Origin of the sequence: Kribbella sp. NPDC050470, from assembly GCF_044458365.1 — a bacterium.
Lineage (GTDB): Bacteria > Actinomycetota > Actinomycetes > Propionibacteriales > Kribbellaceae > Kribbella.
In genome coordinates this window covers 266,059-289,099 of sequence record NZ_JBITHV010000006.1, presented here as the reverse complement: position 1 = coordinate 289,099, position 23,041 = coordinate 266,059, and the positions used below count along the sequence as shown (strand labels likewise).

General features: G+C 69.7%; 17 protein-coding genes, 2 pseudogenes and 1 riboswitch. Of the genes and pseudogenes, 6 read left to right on the top strand and 13 right to left on the bottom strand.

What is annotated here, in order from left to right:
* Nucleotides 1–8 precede the first annotated feature (8 nt).
* The 3 genes from ACIBGM_RS19445 (at nt 9) to ACIBGM_RS19435 (ending at nt 5,977) form a co-directional block, all read left to right on the top strand.
* Nucleotides 9–4,598, top strand: coding sequence for an ATP-dependent helicase (locus ACIBGM_RS19445; protein ID WP_396386350.1), 4,590 nt, complete (start codon nt 9–11; stop codon nt 4,596–4,598).
* A 3-nt stretch (nt 4,599–4,601) separates the two neighbouring features.
* Entirely contained in the window at nt 4,602–5,390 is a 789-nt protein-coding gene (locus ACIBGM_RS19440; protein WP_396386349.1) for a DNA-formamidopyrimidine glycosylase family protein, read from the top strand.
* A gap of 125 nt (nt 5,391–5,515) precedes the next feature.
* Nucleotides 5,516–5,977 (top strand): DUF4262 domain-containing protein, encoded by a 462-nt coding sequence (locus ACIBGM_RS19435; RefSeq protein ID WP_396386348.1) that lies wholly within the window; start codon nt 5,516–5,518, stop codon nt 5,975–5,977.
* A gap of 241 nt (nt 5,978–6,218) precedes the next feature.
* Here the strand turns inward: ACIBGM_RS19435 and ACIBGM_RS19430 are convergent, their stop codons facing one another.
* The 10 genes and pseudogenes from ACIBGM_RS19430 to ACIBGM_RS19385 all read right to left on the bottom strand — a co-directional run bounded on the left by ACIBGM_RS19430 (nt 6,219) and on the right by ACIBGM_RS19385 (nt 15,009).
* Nucleotides 6,219–6,506: a helix-turn-helix transcriptional regulator gene (locus ACIBGM_RS19430; RefSeq protein ID WP_360522379.1), complete on the bottom strand. Its 288-nt coding sequence runs from the start codon at nt 6,504–6,506 to the stop codon at nt 6,219–6,221.
* Nucleotides 6,507–6,669: 163 nt separating this feature from the next.
* Nucleotides 6,670–7,161, bottom strand: a complete 492-nt coding sequence (locus tag ACIBGM_RS19425; protein WP_396386347.1) for a CinA family protein — start codon at nt 7,159–7,161, stop codon at nt 6,670–6,672.
* A gap of 148 nt (nt 7,162–7,309) precedes the next feature.
* Nucleotides 7,310–7,930, bottom strand: coding sequence for a CDP-diacylglycerol--glycerol-3-phosphate 3-phosphatidyltransferase (gene pgsA, locus ACIBGM_RS19420; protein ID WP_360522385.1), 621 nt, complete (start codon nt 7,928–7,930; stop codon nt 7,310–7,312).
* Nucleotides 7,927–8,358, bottom strand: a complete 432-nt coding sequence (locus tag ACIBGM_RS19415; RefSeq protein ID WP_396386501.1) for a hypothetical protein — start codon at nt 8,356–8,358, stop codon at nt 7,927–7,929. Before ACIBGM_RS19415 ends, pgsA begins: the two co-directional genes overlap by 4 nt.
* 24 nt (nt 8,359–8,382) lie before the next feature.
* Nucleotides 8,383–9,174: pseudogene (locus ACIBGM_RS19410) on the bottom strand (radical SAM protein); the annotation flags it as partial.
* Between the two features lie 537 nt (nt 9,175–9,711).
* Nucleotides 9,712–9,966, bottom strand: a pseudogene (locus tag ACIBGM_RS19405) (MiaB/RimO family radical SAM methylthiotransferase); the annotation flags it as partial.
* 208 nt (nt 9,967–10,174) lie between these two features.
* Nucleotides 10,175–10,930, bottom strand: coding sequence for a RodZ domain-containing protein (locus ACIBGM_RS19400; protein ID WP_360522391.1), 756 nt, complete (start codon nt 10,928–10,930; stop codon nt 10,175–10,177).
* 116 nt (nt 10,931–11,046) lie between these two features.
* Nucleotides 11,047–11,613, bottom strand: a complete 567-nt coding sequence (locus ACIBGM_RS19395; RefSeq protein ID WP_360522394.1) for a hypothetical protein — start codon at nt 11,611–11,613, stop codon at nt 11,047–11,049.
* Nucleotides 11,614–11,757: 144 nt separating this feature from the next.
* Nucleotides 11,758–14,388, bottom strand: coding sequence for a DNA translocase FtsK 4TM domain-containing protein (locus ACIBGM_RS19390; RefSeq protein WP_396386346.1), 2,631 nt, complete (start codon nt 14,386–14,388; stop codon nt 11,758–11,760).
* Between the two features lie 105 nt (nt 14,389–14,493).
* A complete protein-coding gene (locus tag ACIBGM_RS19385; protein ID WP_396386345.1) occupies nt 14,494–15,009 on the bottom strand; it encodes a DinB family protein in 516 nt (171 codons plus the stop codon).
* Nucleotides 15,010–15,103: 94 nt separating this feature from the next.
* Nucleotides 15,104–15,217: riboswitch (SAM riboswitch) on the top strand.
* Between the two features lie 16 nt (nt 15,218–15,233).
* Between ACIBGM_RS19385 and ACIBGM_RS19380 the strand changes: the two genes are divergently transcribed.
* A complete protein-coding gene (locus tag ACIBGM_RS19380; protein ID WP_360522403.1) occupies nt 15,234–16,598 on the top strand; it encodes an aminotransferase class V-fold PLP-dependent enzyme in 1,365 nt (454 codons plus the stop codon).
* A 10-nt stretch (nt 16,599–16,608) separates the two neighbouring features.
* Here ACIBGM_RS19380 and ACIBGM_RS19375 read toward each other — a convergent pair whose 3' ends face one another.
* Nucleotides 16,609–18,669: a prolyl oligopeptidase family protein gene (locus ACIBGM_RS19375; protein WP_396386344.1), complete on the bottom strand. Its 2,061-nt coding sequence runs from the start codon at nt 18,667–18,669 to the stop codon at nt 16,609–16,611.
* 32 nt (nt 18,670–18,701) lie between these two features.
* Nucleotides 18,702–19,247 carry a TetR/AcrR family transcriptional regulator gene (locus tag ACIBGM_RS19370; RefSeq protein WP_396386343.1) on the bottom strand — a complete coding sequence of 182 codons (546 nt, stop codon included), beginning with the start codon at nt 19,245–19,247 and terminating at the stop codon, nt 18,702–18,704.
* Between the two features lie 54 nt (nt 19,248–19,301).
* Between ACIBGM_RS19370 and ACIBGM_RS19365 the strand changes: the two genes are divergently transcribed.
* Nucleotides 19,302–20,156 (top strand): alpha/beta fold hydrolase, encoded by an 855-nt coding sequence (locus tag ACIBGM_RS19365; RefSeq protein ID WP_396386342.1) that lies wholly within the window; start codon nt 19,302–19,304, stop codon nt 20,154–20,156.
* Nucleotides 20,157–20,250: 94 nt separating this feature from the next.
* Here ACIBGM_RS19365 and ACIBGM_RS19360 read toward each other — a convergent pair whose 3' ends face one another.
* Nucleotides 20,251–21,777, bottom strand: coding sequence for an alkaline phosphatase D family protein (locus ACIBGM_RS19360; RefSeq protein WP_360522415.1), 1,527 nt, complete (start codon nt 21,775–21,777; stop codon nt 20,251–20,253).
* 191 nt (nt 21,778–21,968) lie between these two features.
* On the opposite strand from ACIBGM_RS19360, the gene ACIBGM_RS19355 reads away from it, so the two are divergent.
* Nucleotides 21,969–23,039, top strand: a complete 1,071-nt coding sequence (locus tag ACIBGM_RS19355; protein WP_360522418.1) for an acyl-CoA desaturase — start codon at nt 21,969–21,971, stop codon at nt 23,037–23,039.
* Nucleotides 23,040–23,041: the final 2 nt, after the last annotated feature.

Genomic DNA, 23,041 nt, shown 5'->3' with positions numbered 1-23,041 from the left:
CCGGCAAGATGGGCGACGTGAAGAAAACCAGCGCGTTGAGCCGGTTCTCGCCCGCGACCCGGGCGTGGTTCGGCGACGTCTTCGAGGCGGCCACCCCGGCCCAGCTCGAGGCGTGGGACGCCATCACCGCGGGCCGGGATGCGCTGGTGGTCGCCCCGACGGGTTCGGGCAAGACGCTGGCGGCCTTCCTCTGGGCACTCGACCGGCTGGCCAGCGCACCGCCGCCGGACGACCCGAAGCTGCGCTGCCGGGTGCTGTACGTGTCTCCGCTGAAGGCGCTTGCGGTCGACGTCGAGCGCAACCTGCGGGCGCCCCTGATCGGGATCCGCGAGACCGCGCGGCGGCTCGGCGAGGCGCCGATCGACATCGAGGTCGCGGTCAGATCGGGCGATACGCCGGCCGGCGAGCGACGACGGTTCGCGACCCGGCCGTCCGACGTACTGATCACCACCCCCGAGTCGCTGTTCCTCTTGCTGACCTCGCAGGGCCGCGAAGCGCTGCGCGGTGTCGAGACAGTGATCGTCGACGAGGTGCACGCGGTCGCCGGGACCAAGCGTGGCGCGCACCTGTCCCTGACGCTGGAGCGGCTGGACTCCTTGCTGCCGAAGCCGGCCCAGCGGATCGGGTTGTCGGCGACCGTTCGGCCGGTCGAGGAGGTGGCGCGCTTCCTCGGTGGCGAGCGGCCGGTGACCGTGGTGCAGCCGAAGTTCACCAAGCAGTGGGACCTGAGCGTCGTCGTGCCGGTCGAGGACATGGCCGAGCTGGCGAGCACCGAGATCGAGACCTCCGGGTCGGCGGCCGGTCCGCCGCAGCACGCGTCGATCTGGCCACACGTCGAAGAGCATGTCTTCGACCTCATCTCGCAGCACAAGTCCACGATCGTCTTCTCCAACTCGCGCCGACTGGCCGAGCGGCTCACCGCCCGGCTGAACGAGATCGCCGCCGAGCGTGCGGAGCTGGAGCTGCCCGACGCGGGTTCACCGGCTCAGCTGATGGCGCAGTCGGGTGCGTCGCTGGCAGCGCCGCCGTTGATCGCGCGGGCTCACCACGGCTCGGTCAGCAAGGAGCAGCGGCTGCTGATCGAGGCGGATCTGAAGTCGGGGCGGCTGCCGTGCGTGGTGGCGACGAGCAGCCTCGAGCTCGGCATCGACATGGGCGCCGTCGACCTCGTCGTACAGGTGGAGGCGCCGCCATCCGTCGCCAGCGGTCTGCAGCGGGTCGGGCGTGCAGGTCACCAGGTCGGCGCTGTGTCGCGTGGCGTGTTGTTCCCCAAGTTCCGTGGCGACTTGATCGACACGGCGGTTGTCGTGCAGCGCATGCGCGACGGGCTGATCGAGAGCCTCCACATCCCGGCCAACCCGCTCGACGTGCTGGCTCAGCAGATCGTGTCGATCGTGGCGCTGGACACGGTCGACGTGGACGAGCTCTTCGCTCTGGTGCGGCGGTGCGCGCCGTTCGCGACGCTGCCACGATCGGCGTACGACGGGGTGCTCGACATGCTGTCGGGTCGCTACCCGTCGGACGAGTTCGCCGAGCTACGGCCACGGATCGTGTTCGACCGGGTGAGCGGGGAGATCTCCGGGCGGCCGGGGGCGCAGCGGCTCGCGGTGACGAGCGGCGGCACGATCCCGGACCGCGGGTTGTTCGGTGTCTTCCTGGTCGGCGAGTCGACGAACCATCGTGTCGGTGAGCTCGACGAGGAGATGGTGTACGAGTCGCGGGTCGGCGACGTCTTCACGCTGGGCGCGTCGAGCTGGCGGATCGAGGACATCACCCACGACCGCGTGCTGGTCTCCCCCGCGCCTGGTCAGCCGGGGCGGCTGCCGTTCTGGAAGGGCGACGCGGTGGGCCGGCCGGCCGAGCTGGGCGCGGCGACGGGTGCCTTTGTGCGGAAGATGGCTTCGCTGCCGGCGGCCAAGGCCGTTGAGCGCGCACGCGCCGCCGGGCTCGACGAGTACGCAGCGAACAACCTGGTGTCGTATCTGGCTGAGCAACGAGATGCGACCAGTCGGGTGCCGGACGACGTGACCGTCCTGGTCGAGCGGTTCCGCGACGAGCTCGGCGACTGGCGAGTCTGCGTGCATTCGCCGTACGGCGGCCAAGTGCACGGACCGTGGGCGCTGGCGATCGCGGCGCGGCTGCGCGAGCGGTACGGGATGGACGCGCAGTCGGTGTCGGGTGACGACGGCATCGTGCTGCGGCTGCCGGAGACGGATGAGGCGCCGCCGGGTGCTGAGCTGGTGCTGTTCGATCCGGCTGAAATCGAGGACCTGATCACTGCGGAGGTCGGTGGGTCGGCGCTGTTCGCCTCGCGGTTCCGTGAGTGTGCAGCGCGGGCGCTGCTGCTGCCGCGGCGGAATCCGGGTCGGCGATCACCGTTGTGGCAGCAGCGGCAGCGGTCGGCGCAGCTGCTCAGCGTGGCCAGTAAGTACGGCTCGTTCCCGATCGTGCTCGAGACCTTGCGTGAGGTGCTGCAGGACGTCTACGACCTGTCGGCGCTCAAGGATCTGCTGACCGGGATCAGCGAGCGGCGGATCTCGGTGGTCGAGGTCGAGACCCCGGAGGCTTCGCCGTTCGCGAAGTCCTTGCTCTTCGGATACGTCGGCGCGTTCATGTACGAGGGCGATACGCCGCTGGCTGAGAAGCGTGCGGCCGCTCTTGCGCTGGACCAGAGCCTGCTCGCGGAGCTGCTCGGCCGGACGGAGCTGCGTGAGCTTCTCGACGCCGAGGTCGTGCTGCGGACCGAGGCGGAGCTGCAGCGGCTCGCCGAGGATCGCCGCGCTCGTAATGCCGAGGGGTTGTTCGACGTGCTGCGGATGATCGGTCCGCTCTCGCTGTGCGAGGCATCGCAGCGATGTGTGGACGACGCGGACGCCGAGACGTGGTTGACGGAGCTGGCGGCGGCTCGACGGGTCGTGCGGGTGCGGATCGCCGGTGAGCATCGGTGGGCTGTCGTCGAGGATGTGGCTCGGCTCCGCGACGCGCTCGGCGTACCTCTTCCGCCGGGGATCGCGGAGGCACATGCCGAACCGGTCGCCGATCCGCTCGGGGATCTTGTGTCGCGGTATGCGCGGACGCACGGGCCGTTCCGTGCGGTCGATCTCGCGACGAACTTGGGCATCGGCGTGGCGGTGGTGACGGATGCGCTGCGGCGGTTGGGTGCGGCCGGCCGGGTCGTCGAGGGCGAGTTCCTGCCGGGTGGCATTGCGCTGGAGTGGTGCGACAGCGAGGTGCTCCGGTTGCTGCGACGCCGGTCGCTGGCCGCGCTGCGCAAGGAGGTCGAGCCTGTCGATCCGTCGGCGCTCGCGCGGTTCCTGCCGGCTTGGCAAGGCATCACCAGCAGCCGCGGCCGTGGATACGACGTCCTGCTCGGAGCGGTCGAGCAGTTGGCCGGCTGTGCGGTGCCGGCATCGGCGCTCGAGTCGATCGTGCTGCCGTCACGGGTGCCCGGATACCAGCCGTCGATGCTGGACGAGTTGACCGCGACCGGTGAGGTCGTGTGGGCGGGTTCGGGTTCGTTGCCGGGGACGGACGGCTGGGTGTCGTTGCATCTCGCGGACAACTGCGACCTGACGTTGCCCGATCCGGATCCGGCGTTCGAGATCGGTGAGACACATCAGGCAGTGCTCGACGCGTTGTCGGGCGGGGGTGCGTTCTTCTTCCGCCAGTTGAGCGATGTCGTCGGGGCGGCCGCCGGTGTGGTGGACGACGAGACCCTGGTCGGCGTGCTGTGGGATCTGGTGTGGGCGGGTCAGCTGACCAACGACACACTCGCACCCGTCCGGTCACTTGTCGGCGGTGGACGCGGCGCTCATCGAGCCCGCCGTACGACGCCTCGCGCTCGGCCTGGACGCCTGCCGCGGCCGGGGCGCCCGGCGATGCCGGCCCGTAGCGGACCGCCGACGGCGGGTGGACGGTGGTCGTTGCTTCCGGCCCGGAATCCGGACGCGACCCGGCGGGCGCATGCGGCGGCCGAGACGCTGCTCGACCGCTACGGGATCGTCACCCGCGGGTCGGTGATCACCGAACGGACTCCCGGTGGGTTTGCGGCCGTCTACAAGGTGCTGAGCGCGTTCGAGGAGTCGGGCCGGTGCCGGCGCGGGTACTTCGTGGCGGGGTTGGGGGCGGCACAGTTCGCGTTGCCCGGCGCGGTCGACCGGTTGCGGGCGATGGCTGAGTTGCCTGGGTCGGCAGATTCGGCTCGCGGTCGGCGTGATGAGGAGCCGGCTGCGCGTGCCGTCGTACTCGCTGCTTCCGATCCGGCCAACCCGTACGGCGCGGCGCTGCCGTGGCCCGAGCGGGAGAACGCCGGCGGGCATCGGCCTGGGCGGAAGGCCGGAGCGCTCGTCATGCTCGTCGACGGCCAACTCATCGTGTACGTCGAACGCGGCGGGCGGACCGTTCTCAGCTTCACCGAGGACCCGGATCTGCTGCAGCCTGCCGTCGATGCGCTGGCCCTGGCGATCAGGGACGGGCAGCTCGGGAAGCTCAGTGTCGAGACGGCGGATGGTGAGCAGGTCCGGCATACGGCGTTCGGTGATGCGCTGGCTAAGGCGGGCTTCCACGCGACGCCGCGGGGATTGCGATTGCGAGCCTGAGTCATGCCTGAGGGCGACACCGTCTGGCGAGCGTGCAAGCGGCTCGACCAGGCTCTGGGTGGGCAGGAGTTGATTCGGACCGACTTTCGCGTGCCGGCCTTGGCCACGACTGACCTGAGCGGGCGAACGGTGCTGGAGGTCGTTGCACGTGGCAAGCATCTGCTGATGCGGGTGTCCGGTGGGGTGACCGTGCACAGTCACTTCCGGATGGACGGGAGTTGGCATTTGTATCGGCCGGGCGAGCGCTGGCGGGGCGGGCCGGACCATCAGGTGCGCGCGGTGCTGGAGACGTCGTCCTGGATCGCCGTCGGCTACCGCCTGCCGGTACTCGAGTTGGTGGCGACGGACGACGAGGCGAGCGTGGTCGGTCATCTCGGGCCGGATCTGCTGTCGCCGACGTTCGACCGCGAGCAGGCGATCGCCAACGTCCAGGCCGATCCGGAACGGACGATCAGCGAGGCGTTACTCGACCAGCGCAACCTCGCCGGCATCGGCAACTTCTATCGCACCGAGGTCTGCTTCCTGCTCGGCCTCCACCCTTGGCGCCCGGTCGCAGCAATCGATGTCGCGGCTGCCGTCGACCTCAGTCGCCGCCTGATGAAGGCCAACCTCCGCAACGGATCCCAGGTCAGCACCGGCATCGACCGCCCCGGCCAGCGCACCTGGGTCTTCGAGCGCGGCAACAAATCCTGCCGCCGCTGCGGCACCAAGATCGAGACCGCCTCCATCGGCACTCCCCCACGCGACCGAGTCACCTACTGGTGCCCCACTTGCCAACCTGAGCACCCCTAGCCTGGGATCGCCCAGCCCAGGATCGGGTAGCCCAGGAAATGGCCTGTGGACAGGCGCTGTGACGGGTCCGAAACCGATATCTTCTCCGATGCATCGAACATTTGTTCGAACGAGAGGAGAGGCTTATGTGCGACGCATGCGGCGGACAGACCGACGAGGAGATCGAGCGCCGGCTGGAGCGGAACATCCGGACCTATGGCTGGACCATGCAGTTCATCGAGGGTGACGGCGTACGCAACCCAGCCTTCGGCTACACGCTGGGCCTGAGTCTCTACGACCACCCGGAGATCATTGTCTTCGATCCCGACCCGGCCTTCATTCACCTTGGCCTCAAGCCGCTCGTGTGGGCGGTGCAGACCGGCGAGGAGTTCGACGAGGGCGACGACCTCTCGGCGTACTTTCCACCGCCCGAGCAGGCCGCGTTGCTGCGCTTCCCGGACTCGGCGACTCATCTGTTCACGGCGAACACCATGTTTCGCCGGTCTGGCGAAGGCCCGATCCCGGCCCTGCAACTGATCTGGCCGACCCGGAACAGCCTCATCCAGGCTGCCCTGACAACCCAGACACGCCGGGACGCCGACCGATGACCGACCGCGAGTGCGTCCGGGTTGAACTGGAAGCTCGTACGGATACCTGCAGGCCGACCGATGTCGGTCACAAGCTCACAAGTGCCTGCCCAGGTGCACCGCACGACAAACGCTGCCCCATCTGCTGCAGATCAGGTCTACGACACCTTCAGCGACTGCCAGTAATGCAGGCACTGCGGCGCGACGGGCGCCGACATTCGGTCCGGCCGAATCGCGCCGGCCTGTGGGACCGGCTGGGCGATCAGGCGGCGGAGGCGACCTCGGGCTCGATGGTCGGGTGCGCCAGGACGAGGGCCTCTTCACGCGCCAGGTCCTCGCTGACCTCGGCGAAGACGGTCGACAGCGGGACGTCGAGCGCCATGCAGATCGCCGCCAGCAGTTCGCTGGAGGCCTCCTTCTGGCCGCGCTCGACCTCGGACAGGTAGCCCAGACTCACCCGGGCATCGGCGGATACCTCGCGGAGGGTGCGCCCCTGGCGCAGCCGCTTACGCCGCAGGACGTCGCCCAGCAGGCCACGAACCAGCACCATGAGGTTTCTCCCTTCCGCCTGTCCGGTCGTCTCTACTCGCACGGTAGCTCGACCGTAGGAACCAACGGTACCCGTTGCTGGGTCACTACTCCTCGCAATGTCCAGCTTCGGTGCGCCGTGCCAGTCTGCCCTACCTGTCCCCATGCTGGTCTCAACACGCCGGTCAGTCGAGTTCTTCCGCCACCACAGCCACGGCCAGTTCCAGCACCGCTTGCACACTCCCCCTGCGGATGGCTGTCCGATCCCCGCTCAGCTCTAGCTTGCGCACTTCAACCGCGTCTGGTCCAGCGGCTGCGACATAAACAGTTCCAGCCTCAACCCCCGCCTGCGGGTCCGGGCCGGCCACACCGGTCGTGGCGAGCCCATAGGTGGCGCCCAGGCGCTCCCGCACACCCGTAGCCAGTGCTGCGGCTGTGTCCGGGTGCACAGGCCCGACAGCGGCCAGCAGGTCGTCAGGAACGCCCGCGAGCTTGGCCTTCAGATCAGTGGCGTACACGATCACGCCACCGCGGTACACAGCCGACACCCCAGGTACGTCGGTCAGCGCTGCCCCCACCAGCCCACCAGTCAGCGACTCCGCCGTGGCCACAGTCTCCTCGCGACTCTTGAGCAGCCCGACCAACCGCCCCAGAACCGCTTCCAGCCCCTCAGACACCCACACACCTCCGAAAGCCGATCACCATGCGCACCACCAACCACGGCACCAACCAACAACACGCTCCCCTAGCCGCACCAGCCCCCAACACCCACGCGCCGAACGCACCCGCGCCCGTGCACCCACGGCCGGTGCCGGCTTGCTCGGGTTATGGGAGTGGGCGTTTGGCGGCGGCTCGGAGACGGAGGGCTCGGCCTACGTAGTCGAGGCCGGTGACGATGGTCACGAGGACGGCCGCGCCCATGAACGCGACTGCAGTCCAGTGCAGGACAGGCACCGACTGCCAGGGAAGGAGGTAGAGGCCTAGCGCGATCGCCTGAAGGACGGTCTTCAGCTTGCCGCCGCGGCTGGCCGGCATGACGCCGTGCCGGATCACCCAGAATCGGAGTGCGGTCACACCCCACTCGCGGACCATCACGACCACGGTGACCCACCACGGCAGCTCGCCGAGGAGGGACAGGCCGATGAACGCGGCTCCAGTCAGTGCCTTGTCGGCGATCGGGTCGGCGATCTTGCCGAAGTTCGTGACCAGGTTCCACCGGCGCGCGATGTCGCCGTCGAACCGGTCGGTGACGATCGCGACCACGAACGCGGCGGTGGCGAGCAGGCGGTTCCCGTCGTCGGTGCCGCCGTCGCGCAGCAGCAACCAGACGAACAGCGGGACCAAGATCAGCCGCAGGACCGTCAGCGCATTGGCCACGTTCCACGCGCTGGGCGCGCTGAGCGGACCGGCTGCGCTCGGCACCGGGTTCGACGGCGGGTTGGTCACGCGGTCAGGTTAGCTGCCGGACGGCCGTCCCGGGGGTTCACGAGTGCCGCGAACTCCGCAATCAGGTCAACCCCGTCGCTTCCGACCACTTTCGCCGTCACAAGATCACCAACACGCACGCCATCCGGAAGACCAGTCACCGACGTCGACCCATCGACTTCAGGCCCCTGATGGGCCGCCCGCCCCTCGCCGGTACGCCCTTCCGGCCGCACCTCGTGCCGGCCGCCGACGCCCGCCAGACCCTCGCCAGCGTCAGCCCGCGCGACACCGGAGTCGAGCCCGGAACTCAACCCGGAGTCGAGCCCGGAGCCGGAGGCGGAGCCGAACCCGGAGCCGAACCCGGAGCCGGAGGCGGAGCCGAACCCGGAGCCGAGGTCGGCGCCAGCAGCGGAGTCGAGCTTCGCGCCGGGGGTCGAGTCGGTCGCCATGGCGGTGGAGTCGGGGGCGGTGGACTCGAGGATGACCTCGACGAGTTCGCCGATGCGGGATTCGGCTCGGGCGGAGGTGAGGTCTTCGGCGAGGCGGGTGACGCGGTCCAGGCGGGCGGCGATGGTGTCCTCGTCGAGCTTGCCGTCGTACGTCTCGGCCTCGGTGCCGTCCTCGTCGGAGTAGCCGAAGACGCCGATCGCGTCGAGGCCGGCGCGGGACAGGAAGTCGCAGAGGATGTCGACGTCTTCCTCGGTCTCGCCCGGGAAGCCGACGATCACGTTGCTGCGGATGCCTGCGGACGGCGCGGCCGCGCGGACCTGTGCGATGAGCTCCAGGAAGCGCTCGGCGTCACCGAAGCGGCGCATGCGGCGCAGCAGCGGACCGGAGGCGTGCTGGAACGACAGATCGAAGTACGGGACGACGCCGGGAGTCGACGTCATCGCGGTGATCAGCGTGGGGCGCATCTCGGCGGGCTGCAGGTAGGAGACACGCACGCGGGTGATGCCCGGCACCTCGGCGATCTCGCCGACGAGGGTCTCGAGCAGCCGCAGGTCGCCGAGGTCCTTGCCGTACGAGGTGGAGTTCTCGGAGACGAGGAAGAGTTCGCGTACGCCGTTCTCCGCCAGCCAGTGGGCTTCGCCGAGTACTTCGGTCGGCCGCCGGGAGACGAACGCGCCGCGGAACATCGGGATCGCGCAGAACGCGCACCGCCGGTCGCACCCGGATGCCAGCTTCAGCGGCGCCATTGGCCCACCGTCCAGCCGTCGCCGCACCACCCGAGGACCACTCGCCGGCGCCGCCTGCAGATCCGGTGCCTCGATCTTCAGCTCGAGCCCACCCTCGGAACCGTCCGCCGCCAAGGTCTCCGCCGAGCCCTCACGCGCCGCCGCCGACGGACCGCCCAGCGCCCGCGCAGCCGCGGCAGCGTCACCGAGGGCAGAAGTGCTGGCTGCAGAGGTGCCGTCCGGTGAGGTCGGCGACTCTGCGCCGGCAGCCGCCGCGCCTCCGCCGGTCACTGGCCGAGCGGCGGTGGTCGCCGCACCGCTGGGAGCTGCGGCTCCGCTGCTCGCCGGGGGCGTGGTGGAAGATGGCGTGGCGGGGGTTGGGCGAGCCTTGAGGGAGGTGGGGATGTGGTTGCCGTGGCCGGGGATGGCTACATCGGTGGCTGAGGCGCGGGCCGCGGGGGCCAGCGGGAGGAGTTTGCGGCGGTCGCGGGGTACGTGGGGCTGGTGCTTGGTGCCGGAGAGGATCGAGCGGAGGCGGTCCGAGATGTCGGCATAGTCGTCGAAGCTGAGGACTGCGTCGGTTTCGGGCAGGGCTTCGGCGAGTTGCTCGCCGTACCGCTCGGCGAGGCAGCCGACCGCGACGACGGCCTGGGTGCGGCCGCCGTCTTTGTAGTCCGCGGCTGCGAGGAGCGTGTCGACCGAGTCCTTCTTGGCGGCCTCGACGAAACCGCAGGTGTTCACCACCACGGTGTCCGCTTCGGCGGCGTCCTCGACGAGCCGGAACCCGCCGGCTTCGAGCCGACCGGCCAGCTCCTCGGAGTCGACATCGTTGCGGGCACAGCCCAGCGTGACCAGGGCGACGGTGGTGGGAGGCGTAGTCATCACCACGAGTATGACGCGACGTACACCCCGCGACCTAACTCACCACCACATCTCACACCCGCCCACATCACCCCACTCACCGCTGCCTGGTGGCGAGCCGTCCCCCAGGCGGCGGTCAGCCAGCCGCGGTGGAAGGTGGCCCGGCGGTGGCGGAGCAACGTCGCCCGGAGGTGGTGTTTGGGCGGGGTCGTGCGGCGATTGGCGGGGATTAGTCGGGTTTGGTGAGGGTGCCGTTGGGGTGGGCTTCGAAGCGGTAGAGCTTGATGGAGTGGGTGTGGCCGTTGACGGTGACGGAGAGGTTGGCGGGGACGCCTACGGAGACGCGGACGTCGCCGGTGGTGGTGACGGTCTGGGAGGTGCCGGGGCCGAGGAGGCCCTGGAAGAGGCGCTTGCCCTTCTTGTCCCGGACCGTGACATAGGAGCCGTCGCCCTTCGCGGTCAGGGTGAGCTTGACCTTGGTGGGCACCGGAGGCTTGGTCGGCTTGCGCTTGGTGGGTTTGACGGTCGGCGTGGGCGTCGCCTTCGGGGTCACGGTGGTGACGACCGGGGTCGAGGTGGCGGACTTGGAGGCGTTCGCCTCGACGTCGCTCGGCACGGTGAAGAGCCGGACCATGCCCCAGCCCATCAGGCCGATCAGGATCGCGCCGACCACGACTGCCCAGCGCGGCCGGGCCGGGTGCAGGGTCGGGCCCTTGATGGCGGCCCGTTCCTCGCGACGGGCCTTGTCCTCCTCGACTGCGTGCTCGGCGTCGAAGGTGGCGAGCAGGGGCGCCGGGTCGGCCTTGACCACGCGGGCGATCGCGCGGATATGGCCGCGCGCGTAGAAGTTCCCGCCGCAGCGGGAGAAGTCGTCGGCCTCCATGGCGACGAGCAGCCCCGTTCTGATCCGGGTTGCGGCGCTCAGCTGCTCGATCGTCATGTCGGCCCGTTCGCGGGCCGCCGTGAGCTCGCTGCCGATGCTCACGTCCCCACCGTCCTCTCCATCGCCCGACTGTTCAGCGGACCGTCGACTCCGAAACGCCGACAGCGGGACCGCCGACACCAACTCAACGGCCTTTGTCCGACAGGGTCACGGACGAGTCAGAGTTGTTCCCTGACCGGACACCTGGCATCCGCCAGCATGTGCAGTGCCTGTACCACTTCCCCGTCCGACGGCCGAGCCGTCAACCCGAACGGTACCGCGAGTGACGAGCCGGTCAACCGCCGGTTCGCATCCGTTGTCTTGCGAGTCGAACTCGGCATCGCGCCCAGGACCGGGCCCGGATCCTGAAGGTGGACGGCGATTCTGCCGTCGTCCAGCAGATGCCGGCGCTTCAGCACCGTCACTTCCTCGATGTCCTCCCATCGGGTTCCGATCCACTCGTTGCGGATGCGCAGGCGGATGCCGACGTCGTCGGCCACGAGCATGTCGCCGACCGTCAGGGCGCGCGCGCAGACCAGGGCCAGTACGGCGAACCCGGCGGCAGCGATCCAGCGCAGTACGCCGGTCGGGCTGGTGGAGGCGGAGGTGGCGAAGCCGATCGCGACCAGGAGGGCGCCGACGGCGATCCCGCCGTGCACCTTCTGGGACGCGCGGACGGTGAACGGCACCGGCTCCGGGTCGAGGTCGAAGCGTTCCTGCCTGGGCAGAGCACTGGCAGCAGTCATCGGCATACCCCTCGCCCAACACGACCCGGCCGCTGCGCGACCGGGTGAAGGTGAACGGAGCCGACCGGAGGCGCGGCTGGGCTGACGCCCGGTCGGGGTGTGCCTGGACACGTGGTCGTGGTGGCGAGCGTCCTGGGGAGCACGTCACTCTCCTCGGAGGGTGGTGATGAAGTCCTCTAGGTCGTCGGGCTTGACAAGGACGTCGCGGGCCTTGGAGCCTTCGCTCGGGCCGACGACGCCTCGGCTTTCCAGGATGTCCATCAGGCGGCCGGCCTTGGCGAAGCCGACCCGGAGCTTACGCTGCAGCATCGAGGTGGAGCCGAACTGGGTGGAGACGATCAGCTCGGCGGCCTGGACGACCAGGTCCATGTCGTCGCCGATCTCGTCGTCGAGCTCCCGGCTCGGGCCGGCCGCGGCGGTGACGTCCTCGCGGTACGTCGGCTGCAGCTGCTCCTTGCAGTGCTCGACCACGCCGCGGATCTCGGACTCGGTGACCCAGGCGCCCTGGATACGCATCGGCTTGCTCGCGCCCATCGGCAGGAACAGTCCGTCACCCTGGCCGACCAGCTTCTCCGCGCCAGGCTGGTCCAGGATGACCCGGCTGTCGGCCAGCGACGAGGTCGCGAACGCCAGCCGCGACGGCACGTTCGCCTTGATCAGACCGGTCACGACGTCCACCGACGGCCGCTGGGTGGCAAGCACCAGGTGGATGCCGGCTGCACGCGCGAGCTGGGTGATCCGGACGATCGAGTCCTCGACGTCACGCGGAGCGACCATCATCAGGTCGGCCAGCTCGTCGACGATCACCAGCAGATAGGGGTACGGCGTCAGCACCCGCTCGGACCCCGGTGGCGGCTTCACCTTGCCCGCCCGGACCGCCTTGTTGAAGTCGTCGACGTGCCGGAACCCGAACGCGGCCAGGTCGTCGTACCGCATGTCCATCTCGCGGACGACCCACTGCAGCGCCTCGGCGGCCTTCTTGGCGTTGGTGATGATCGGCGTGATCAGGTGCGGGATGCCCTCGTAGTTGTTCAGCTCGACCCGCTTGGGGTCGACCAGGATCATCCGCACCTCGTCCGGCGTGGCCCGCATCAGGATCGAGGTGATCAGCGAGTTCACGAACGACGACTTACCCGAACCGGTGGCGCCCGCGACCAGCAGGTGCGGCATCTTCGCCATGTTCGCGACGACGAACCCGCCCTCGACGTCCTTGCCGAGCCCGGCCACCATCGGATGGTGGTCGTTGCGCGCGGTCGCCGACCGGATCACGTCGCCGAGGCTGACGATCTCCTTGTCGGTGTTCGGGATCTCGATGCCGATCGCGGACTTGCCCGGGATCGGCGACAGGATCCGGACGTCGGCCGAGGCGACCGCGTAGGCGATGTTCTTCGACAGCGCGGTGACCTTCTCGACCTTCACCGCGGAGCCGAGCTCGACCTCGTACCGGGTGACGGTCGGGCCGCGGGTGTAGCCGGTGACCTGGGCGTCGATGCCGAACTGCTCGAACACCTCGGTGAGCCGGTCGACGACCTGGTCGGACGCCTTGGTCCGCGCCTTGTGCACCGAGCCGGGCTTGAGCATCTGCCCGTCGGGGAGCGTGTAGGTGATGTCGCCGGACAGGCTCAGCTGCTCGACCCGCTGCGGCAGCGGCGTGTGCGGCGGCGGCTCGGGCGGCGAGTCCGAAGAAGACTTGCCCGAGGCAACGACCGGTGACGGCGAGGGTACGGCGGCCGCCGCGGCGTCGGCGTCGTACGCGTCCTCCTCCGGGGGAGGCGGCGCGGCCTTCGACTTGCGGCCGCGCTTGCTGATTTCCCGCCCCTCGAGCACCGGCGAGTCGTACGGCTTGACCGTGGGCTCGCCGTCCTCGTCCTCGGAGGCGGCGGCCTTGGCGCGGCGCTCCTTGCGGGTCAGCCGGACGGTGTCGTCGGTCGGCGCGGCCACGACGGACGGTGCGTCCTCGGGCAGCGCCGTACGTCCCATCAGTACGTCGAAGGCCGCGCGGACCCGCAGGGGTATCGCGTAGACCGGCGTCCCGGTGATCACCAGGGCGCCGAAGATCGACAGCAGGACCAGCAGCGGGGCCGCGACGTACTGCGTGAGCAGGTCGGACAGGAACGTGGAGATGAAGTACCCGATCGCGCCGCCGGCCTCCTGGATCGGCGCGTCGGCCGGGTTGCCGGGCCGGGGCAGGCCGTTGGCGATGTGGATCAGGCCGAGCACACCGAGCGCGAACGTCGTCCAGCCGATCACCTGGCGGCCGACCGGGCCGTTGCGGTCCGGGTGGCGCATGGTGCGCAGCGCGATGAACAGCAGCATCAGCGGCACGGCCCAGCCGATCATGCCGACGCTGCCGCCGACGACGGTCCGGATGACGTTGCCGACGGCACCTGGCAGCTGCCACCAGATGGCAGCGGCGACCACGACGCCGAGGCCGATCAGGAACAGGCCGGCGCCGTCGCGGCGGTGCTCGGGGTCGAGGTCGCGGGCGCCGTTGCCGATCCCGCGGACCATGCCGCCGAGCAGGTGCGCGATGCCGATCCAGAGCTTCACGAAGCCGCGGCCGAGCGCGAGCATGGCGGCCGCGAAGGGGCCCGGTCCGCTGACTTTGGGCGTGCTGGTCCGCGCGGCGGTGGATCCACCGCCGCGCTTCGTGCTCTGCCCACGTTTCTGGGCGCCTGACGGACGGGAGCGTCCACCAGCAGCCGACCGCGCCGTACTCGGCCGGTTGGCTGCCGACTTCTGCGCCCGCGCCGGGGAAGACGTGCGGGTCGCCATATACCTCAGGCTACCCCGATTACCTCTCGAGTCCCACGTGTCACACGCCGATCACGCTGCCCCATCCGTAGCGTCACGGCGCCACGACCGGACCAGGTCCGCAGCTTAGGCGCCGGTGGTGCCGTCCAGTTGTTCACGGACGAGGTCGGCGTGGCCGCAGTGCCGGGCGTACTCGCCGATCAGGTGGATGTAGATCATCCGCAGCGTCGACTCAGTTTCCTTGAAGGTGAAGCGCTCGTCCAGCGAGTGCCCGGCAGCAGCCTCGTCGGACAGCTTCCACTCCTCGATCAGGCCGTCGTACTCCGCTTCGGCCAGCGAAGCATCGATCAGCTCGAAGTCCGCGTCCTTCCCGAGCTCGAGCGGAAACACCGGCTCGGCGGGATCGGCGGCGAAGTGGATCCGGAACCAGATCCGCTCGACCTTGGTCAGATGCCGGATCAGCCCGAGCAGCGAGAGGTTCGACGGCGGCGATGGCCGCTCGGCCAGCTGCGCCGCCGTGAGCCCCGCGCACTTGAACAGCAGCGTCGTGCGGTAGAAATCCAGGTAGCCCTGGAGCAACTCGCGCTCCGGTGCGATCAACGAGCCGTCCGGTCGCTCGACGGCAGGCGCTCTCCAAGTCATGCAGTCCCCAAGTTGTCCACGATGTGTTCGCCCATCTCATCACATGAGATAGCCACTGGCGTCGACCGTAGCCCGTTCGTTACCGTCTTCGGCAGGTCATGAGCGCCAGCGTCAAGCCCCGGCTCGCTGGCCGGCAACCCTCCTCCGCGGTGGGGTGCCCCGGGTGAAGACCAGGCCGTGCGGATACCCCGCTCGGCAAGTGCGGACTTCCTGGGAGCAGCAGCATGTCGATCCTCTCCATCCTCGAGCCTGCCAGTACGACGACCGCGCGGCCGACTGTGGCCCGCCTCGCGACCGGCAGCATCCCCGCCACCGTCGGCTCCGACCTGCTGGTCCCACTGGCCGACGGCCGGGTCACCGACTACGCGAACTTCGACCACGGCGCCAGCGCGCCGTGTCTGGAGTCGGTGCGCGCCAGCGTCGAGGCGGCACTGCCGTCGTACGCGTCGGTGCACCGCGGCAACGGCTACGCCTCCCGCATTACCACGCAGTGGTACGAGCGGGCCCGCGCCGAGGTGCATGCCTTCATCGGCGCCCGTGACGACGACCAGGTGATCTTCACCCGGCAGACGACCGATGCGCTCAACCTACTAGCCCACGCCGTACCAGCTGACGCGACCGTGATCGTGTTCGAGTCCGAGCACCACGCCGCGCTTCTGCCCTGGCCGGCTGAGCGGACCGTGCGCCTCGCTGCGCCGGCCAGCCCGAGCGAGGCGGTGACCAACGTCGCCGACGCGCTCCGCAACGCGCCCGAGGGCCCGCGGCTCGTCGTCGTCACCGGTGCGTCCAACGTGACCGGCGAGATCTTCCCGATCGCCGAGATCGCGGCCGTCGCCAAGGCGCACGGTGCGCGTGTCTGCCTGGACGCCGCGCAGCTCGCGCCGCACCGGCCGGTCGACATCGCCGAGCTCGACGTCGACTGGGTCGCGCTGTCCGGCCACAAGCTCTACGCGCCGTACGGCGCGGGCGCCCTGATCGGCCGCTCCGACTGGCTGGACGCCGCTGAGCCCTACCTGTACGGCGGCGGCGCGACGACTGCGGTCACCGAGGACCTCGTGGTCTGGGCGACCGGCCCGGCGCGGCACGAGGGCGGCTCCCCGAACGTGATCGGCGCGATCGCGCTGGCTTCGGCCTGTGCGGCGATCAGCAAGCACCGCGACGCCATCGAGCAGCACGAGCGCAGCCTGCTCGCCCGGCTCCGGACCGGTCTCGCGCAGATTCCCGGCGTCACGACGTACTCGATCTTCGGCCAGGACGCGGACCGCGTCGGCACGGTGTGTTTCACCGTCGCCGGCCTGACCTCGACCCTGGTGTCCGCGGCGCTGAGCGCCGAGTACGGCGTCGGCGTCCGCGATGGCAAGTTCTGTGCGCACCCGCTCGTCGGCCACCTGCTCGCGGACTCCCCCGAGCACGGTACGGCGGTCCGCGCGAGCCTCGGCCTCGGGACGACCCGAGAGCACGTGGACCGTCTCGTCAACGCCGTACGGACGCTGGCCACCAGCGGACCGCGGTCGGAGTACGAGGAGTCCGCGCACGGCTGTCAGCCCGCCGACGACCCCCGCGACCTCCAAGCGCCTCGCATCTGGTGATGCAGCCCTCCTACTGCTCAGGAGGTTCAAGGCCTACATGGTGAGCAGCGAACGCCAGTAGGTCCGCCCATTCCGACGCGACCATCGCGGCGGGTTTCCCGAAGCCGTGGCCGGTGTTGACCTCGACCCTGGTCAAGACAGGTTCGGCGGAGGACTGGGCATGCTGCAACGCGGCGATGAACTTGTGACTGTGCAACGGCACCACCCGGTCGTCGTGGTCACCGGTGACCACGAGCGTGGCCGGGTACGCCGTCCCGTCCTGCACCCGGTGCAGTGGCGAGTAGGCCAGCAGGTCCTCGAACTGCTTCGCGTCGCCCGGATGCCCGAAGTCCGACGTCCACGCGGCCCCCACCGTGAACAGGTGGAACCTCAGCATGTCGAGTACGCCGACACCCGGCAGCGCGACCGCGAACAGGTCGGGCCGCTGCGTCATCACGGCGCCGACCAGCAGACCGCCGTTGCTGCGACCGTGGATGGCGAGCTGCTCCGACGTGGTCACGCCGGTGTCGCGCAGGTGCTCGGCGACGGCGATGAAGTCGTCGAAGACGTTCTGCTTGTTCTTCAGGCGACCAGCGTCGTGCCAGGCGCTGCCGTACTCGCCGCCACCGCGCAGGTTCGCGATCACCAGCACCCCGCCGGCGGCCAGCCATGCCGGCCAGCCGGGCCGGTACTCGGCCAGGATCGGGATGCGGAAGCCGCCGTACCCGTAGAGCATGGTCGGTCGCGGGGACGAGTAGTCCAGGTCGGCGCGGCTGATCAGGAAGTACGGCACCTCGCGGCCGGGCTCGAGCCGGCGTTCGACCGTGATGGCCGGTGACGTGAAGCCGCCGGACCCGCGGACGAGCTCGGGCAGTGCGCGTACGGCGCCGGTCGAGGCGGACACGACGTACGAGAGGGTCGGGTCGGTCGGCGTGGACAGCCCGACGAAGAGCTCGTCGTACTCCGGGGAGGCGTTCATGCCGACCACTCCCCCGCCCGGCGCCTCGACGACGCGCGCGTCGGAGCCGTCCAGCGCGTAGAGCGTGAGCACGGGTTGCGCGTTGAGCAGGGTCAGCGTGGCGAGACCGCTCGCCGTACCGCGGACCGCTTGCAGAGTGCCTTCGCCCTCCGGGATCAGGTCGGTGAACTGCCCGTCAAGGGAAGCGAGCACGACGCGGCCGCGGGATGCGTCGCGGTCGGTGCGCACGACCAGTTGGTCGCCGGACATACGCACGAACGTGATCTCGTCCGCGAGGTAGTCGACCACCTTGATCGGCTCGCCGATGCCGCCGTCCGAGGTGATCGGGTAGACCCACAGCCGGGTCGCCGGGTCGGTGCCTTCGCTGATGTGGACGACGAGATACCGGTCGTCCTCGGACACCTCGGGCGTGATGAAGATGCGGTCGTTCTCCGGGAAGTCCAGCACCAGCTCGTCCGACGACTGCGGCGTGCCGACCCGGTGCAGCATCAACCGGCCGCCGGCCAGCGTCTTCGTCTCGGTGCCCTCGCTGCGCCCGCTCGCCGGGTAGTGCAGATAGAGGTACGCCGAGCTGTCAGGCAACCAGGTCGCCTCGCAGAACTTGGCTTCCGTGACCACGTCGTCGACCGGCGTGCCGGTGGCGATGTCGAGCAGCCGGAACGTCGTCCAGTCGCTGCCGCTCTCGTTGATGCCGTAGGCGAAGTACTTGCCGTCCGGGCTGACCGTGAAGGTGCCCAGTGAGTCGGTGCCCGCCTCGGACAGCGTGTTCGGGTCGATCAGCACCCGGCCGCGGTCGACCAGGTCCTCGAGGGTCTCGGCGACGTACACGACGTCCTGCGCCTGGGTGCCGTCGTTGCGGCCGACGAAGTACCAGCCGGACTTCTTCACCGGGACGCCGGCCCGCGGCCGGGCCAGGATCGCGGACATCGTGGTCTGGAACCACGCCCGCTCCGGGTAGCTCGACAGCTCGGCCTCGGTCAGCGCGTTCTGGCGGGTGACCCAGTCCCGGGTGCCGGGTGCGTCGGGGTCCTCCAGCCAGCGGTACGGATCGGCGATCCGATGCCCGTGCAGTGTCTCGACGACGTCGTCGCGGCGGCTCTCCGGGTAGGTCATGCGGACAAACCTAACCGGCAAGTGCAACAAACCTAACCGGCAAGTGCAACCTTCAACAGCAGTTCGAAAGTGGGCCGGGGGTCGACGTCGTCGTGCCGTGCGATCCGGTGCAGGATCAGCCCCTCCGAGGCGGCGGCGAGAGCCCGGGCGGCGGCCGGCGGATCGGGGGCCCCGAGGCCGGCCAGTGCCGTCACGGCGATGTTCTCCATCACCTCCCGGCCGCGGGACAGCCCGGCCCGGATGGCTGGATCGTGGCTGCCTTCCAGGAACAGCACCAGCCGTGCGGTGGTCCGAACCCGGTTGACCCGGGTGAGGTAGTCGAACAGTCCGCACATGATGTCGACGAACTCCTCGGCCGTGGCCGGAGTGAACGCCGTGTTCAGCGCCTGCCCCTCGGTCTCGGTGATCCAGTCGACCACACCGGTGAGCAGGGCCGCTCGGGTGCGGAAGTAGTTCGAGGTCGAGCCCTTGGGCAGGCCGGCCCTCTCGTCGACGCGGGCGTGGGTGAGAGCGCGCAGGCCCTCCGTGCCGAGCAGCTCAACCGCGGCGTCCAGGACGCGAACACGAGTTGGCGTCATGCGGTCACTATAGACGTAGTGACTTCGTACTACGTTCGTAGTACCGTCGATGCCATGCTTCCGACACTCGATGGGGTGACCCACACCTACGTCGAGCTGCCTGGACTCCGGATGCATGTGACCGAAGCCGGCAGCGGCGACGCCGTCCTGATGCTCCACGGTTTCACGCAGCACTGGTGGGAATGGCGCGACGTCATTCCCGCCATGGCTCAGCACTACCGTGTGATCTGCCCCGACCTGCGCGGCGCCGGGTGGACCGACGCGCCGCCCGACGGGTACACCGCCGACCAGTTGCTCGGCGACGTGCTCGCGCTGCTGGACGCGCTGGACCTCGACCAGGTGCACCTGATCGCGCACGACTGGTCCGCGATCGTCGCGTACTTGCTGTGCCTGGAACATCCCGAGCGCGTCCGCGACCAGGTGTCGATCGCGATCCCGCCGCCGTACGTCGATTTCGACGGCGCGATGATGCGCAGCCTCGTGCGGCACGCCTGGTTCAACTTCATCCTGCCCGTGCCGGGCCTCGGCCCGTGGGCCCTGCGCACCTGGCTGACGCGCCACCTGCTGGCGTCGGTCTCCCATGGGATCAGCGACGAGGACCTGGAGATCTTCACCGAGCGGCTGCGCGAGCCGGCCCGCGCCCGGGCCGGGTCCGCGCTGTACCGGCACTTCATCCAGCCGGTCGGGATGCAGATGCTGCGCGGCAAGTACAAGGACCGGCAGCTGACCACCCGGACGCTGGTTCTGCTCGGCGCCGAGGATCCGAACGTCCGGGCCGAGTTCCTGCACGGCTACGAGCCGTACGTCGACGATCTGCAGCTGATCGAGATCCCGGGCGCGTCGCACTTCGTCGTCGACGACCAGCCGGAGGCTGTGGTCGCGCACGCCCTGGAGTTCTTCAAAGGGTGAGCGTCGTACCCACCGGCCCCGGTGGGCGGCATCCCGCACTGGCGCCGGGGCCAGTGAGTACGACGGGCCTCAGTGGCCCTCTCAACCGCCTCTTCTATTGGGCGGGTTTGATGTCTTTGGACCACAGGACCTTGCCGTAGAGGTCGCGCAGCGACGCGGTGAAGACGCCGGTGCGGGGATCGATGTCGACGTGGCCGAAGAACTGGTTGCCGCCGCTCGGCGGCTGGTTCGGGAAGTCGGCCGCCTTCACGAACTCGACCTTCGGCCCGAACGTGGAGTCCAGCGCGTTCGGCCCGAACGTGCCGGCGTTGATCGGCCCGGCGACCAACTCCCAGAACGGGTCGAAGTCGGTGAAGGCCGCCCGCGACGGGTCGTAGTGGTGCGCCGCGCAGTAATGCACGTCCGCGGTCAGCCAGATCGTGTTGCGGATCTTGCGCCGCTTGAACTGGCTGAGGATCCAGGCGATCTCGTGCTCGCGGCCACCGGGCGCGCCGGCCAGTCCGTTCGCGACCGCCTCGATCTCGGTGCCGTCCGGGACCAGCACGCCGATCGGCATGTCGCTGGCGATCACCTTCCAGGTCGCCTTCGATTTCGCGACCTCGCGGACCAGCCACTCGGACTGCTCCGCGCCGAGGATCGCGACCTCGCCGGCCACGTCCGGCTTCGGGTTGGTGTCGCGGTAGGTCCGCATGTCCAGGCAGAAGATGTCCAGCAGCGGGCCGTAGCTCACCTTGCGGTAGATCCGGCCCCGGCCGGCGGTGTGGACCATCGGCAGGTACTCCAGGAACGCCTTCCGGGCCCGGGCCGCCAGGACGTCGACCCGCTTCTCGGTGTAGCGCTCGTCGGTGAGGATCTCGCCGGGGTACCAGTTGTTGACCGTCTCGTGGTCGTCCCACTGGCTGACGATCGGCACGTCGGCGTACAGGGCCCGGACGTGCTCGTCGAGCAGGTTGTACTTGTACCGGCCGCGGTACTCGGCCAGCGTCTCGGCGACCTTGGCGACCTCCTCGGTCACCACGTTCCGCCAGATGGTGCCGTCGGCAACCTTCACCTCGGCCGCGATCGGGCCGTCGGCGTAGATGTTGTCACCGGAGTGCAGGAAGAAGTCCGGCCGGGTGTCGTGCATCGCCTGGTACGCGATCATGCCGCCGAGGTCGGGGTTGATGCCGTAGCCCTGGCCGGCGGTGTCGCCGGTCCAGACGAACGACAGTCCGCGGTTGCGGCCCGGCGTACTGAAGGAACCCTCGAGCGACTCGCCGCGGCGGCCGCCGGCGTCCTCGAAGGCGATCCGGTAGTCGTAGCGCTGGCCCGGGCGCAGGCCCTTCAGCGGCAGCTGCGCGGTGAAGTCGTCGTCCGGCCCGGTGACCGGGCCGCGCAGCCGGATCGCCCGGTCGAACCGGCCGTGGCTGGTCAGGTCGACGACGAGGCGGGCGCGGCGGTCGGTCCGGGACCAGACGACGGCCGAGTTCTCGGTGACGTCACCGGACATGATCCCGGACGGCAGGGCGGGCCGGTCGCGACGGACGAGGTTCGGCGTCGCGGCAGTGGCAGTCCCTGGTACTGCGAGGGACGCACCGGCAACGGTGGATGCGGCCAGGAGCTGGCGGCGGCTCAAGTTCATGACCTGAAGGTGCGCCGCCGCGATGACAGCCAGGTGACACCCGGGCGAACTGGGCGCCAAATCAGCCGGGGGCCGGAGCACGGCTTTGCCGAGCCGACCGCAGCGGGCCATCTGCGGGCCCGACCTGCTTAACGGCCCCTTGGCCATGCGACCGGATGGTGGAGCGCACACTCCCAGGACGGGGCAGACCCATGTCACAGCTCGCCGCCCACCCCCACAGCGCGCAGCAGCGATACACCAGCCGCTACACGGATCTTGTACGGACTGTCCGCGAGCTCGGCCTCCTCCGCCGGCGCAAGGGCTACTACTTCACCCGGATTGCGCTCGTGCTCACCGCGCTGGCGGGCGTCGGCGCCGGCGTCGTCGTGCTGGGCGACTCCTGGTACCAGCTGCTACTGGCAGGCGCACTGGCCGCCGTACTCACGCAGGTCGCCTTCCTCAGTCACGACAGCGCACACCGGCAGATCTTCCACTCCCCCACCTGGAACGACTGGACGGCACGCTTCCTCGCCGGGCCGATCGCCGGCATGAGTGCCACGTGGTGGCGCCACAAGCACAACCGGCACCACAACGCGCCGAACCAGGTAGGCCGCGACCCCGATGTCGAGCTCGAGGTGATCGCGTTCCACCCCGACGCCGTCGCGAAGCGCGGGCCGGCAGGTCAGTGGATCGCCGCCCGGCAGGGCTGGCTGTTCTTCCCGCTCCTGACGCTGGAAGGGGTCGGCCTGCACGTGTCGAGCCTGCGGCACCTGCTGCGCCGCGGAGCGACTCGGCTCGAGCGCGTCGAAGCGGCGGTCGTGATGTCGAGGATCGGCGGCTACGTCGGGGCGCTGTACCTGCTGCTGCCGGTCGGCAAGGCCAGCGCGTTCCTGGCTGTCCAGCTCGCCGTGTTCGGGGTATGGCTGGGTGCTTCGTTCGCGCCGAACCACAAGGGCATGCCCCTGGTGCCGGCCACGATGAAGCTCGACTTCCTGCGCCGCCAGGTGCTGACGTCGCGCAACATTCGCGGTGGTGTGCTGGTGGACTTCGCGATGGGCGGGCTGAACTACCAGATCGAGCACCATCTGTTCCCGAGCATGCCCAGGCCGACCCTCAAGGTTGTCCGGCCGATCGTCCGCGAGTACTGCGCGCGGCATGACATCACGTACACCGAGGTCGGACTGTTCACGTCGTACCGGATCGTCGTCGGGTACCTGAACAACGTCGGCCTGCGGGCCCGTGATCCCTTCCAGTGCCCGCTCGTCGAGCTCTACCGGAAGTGACA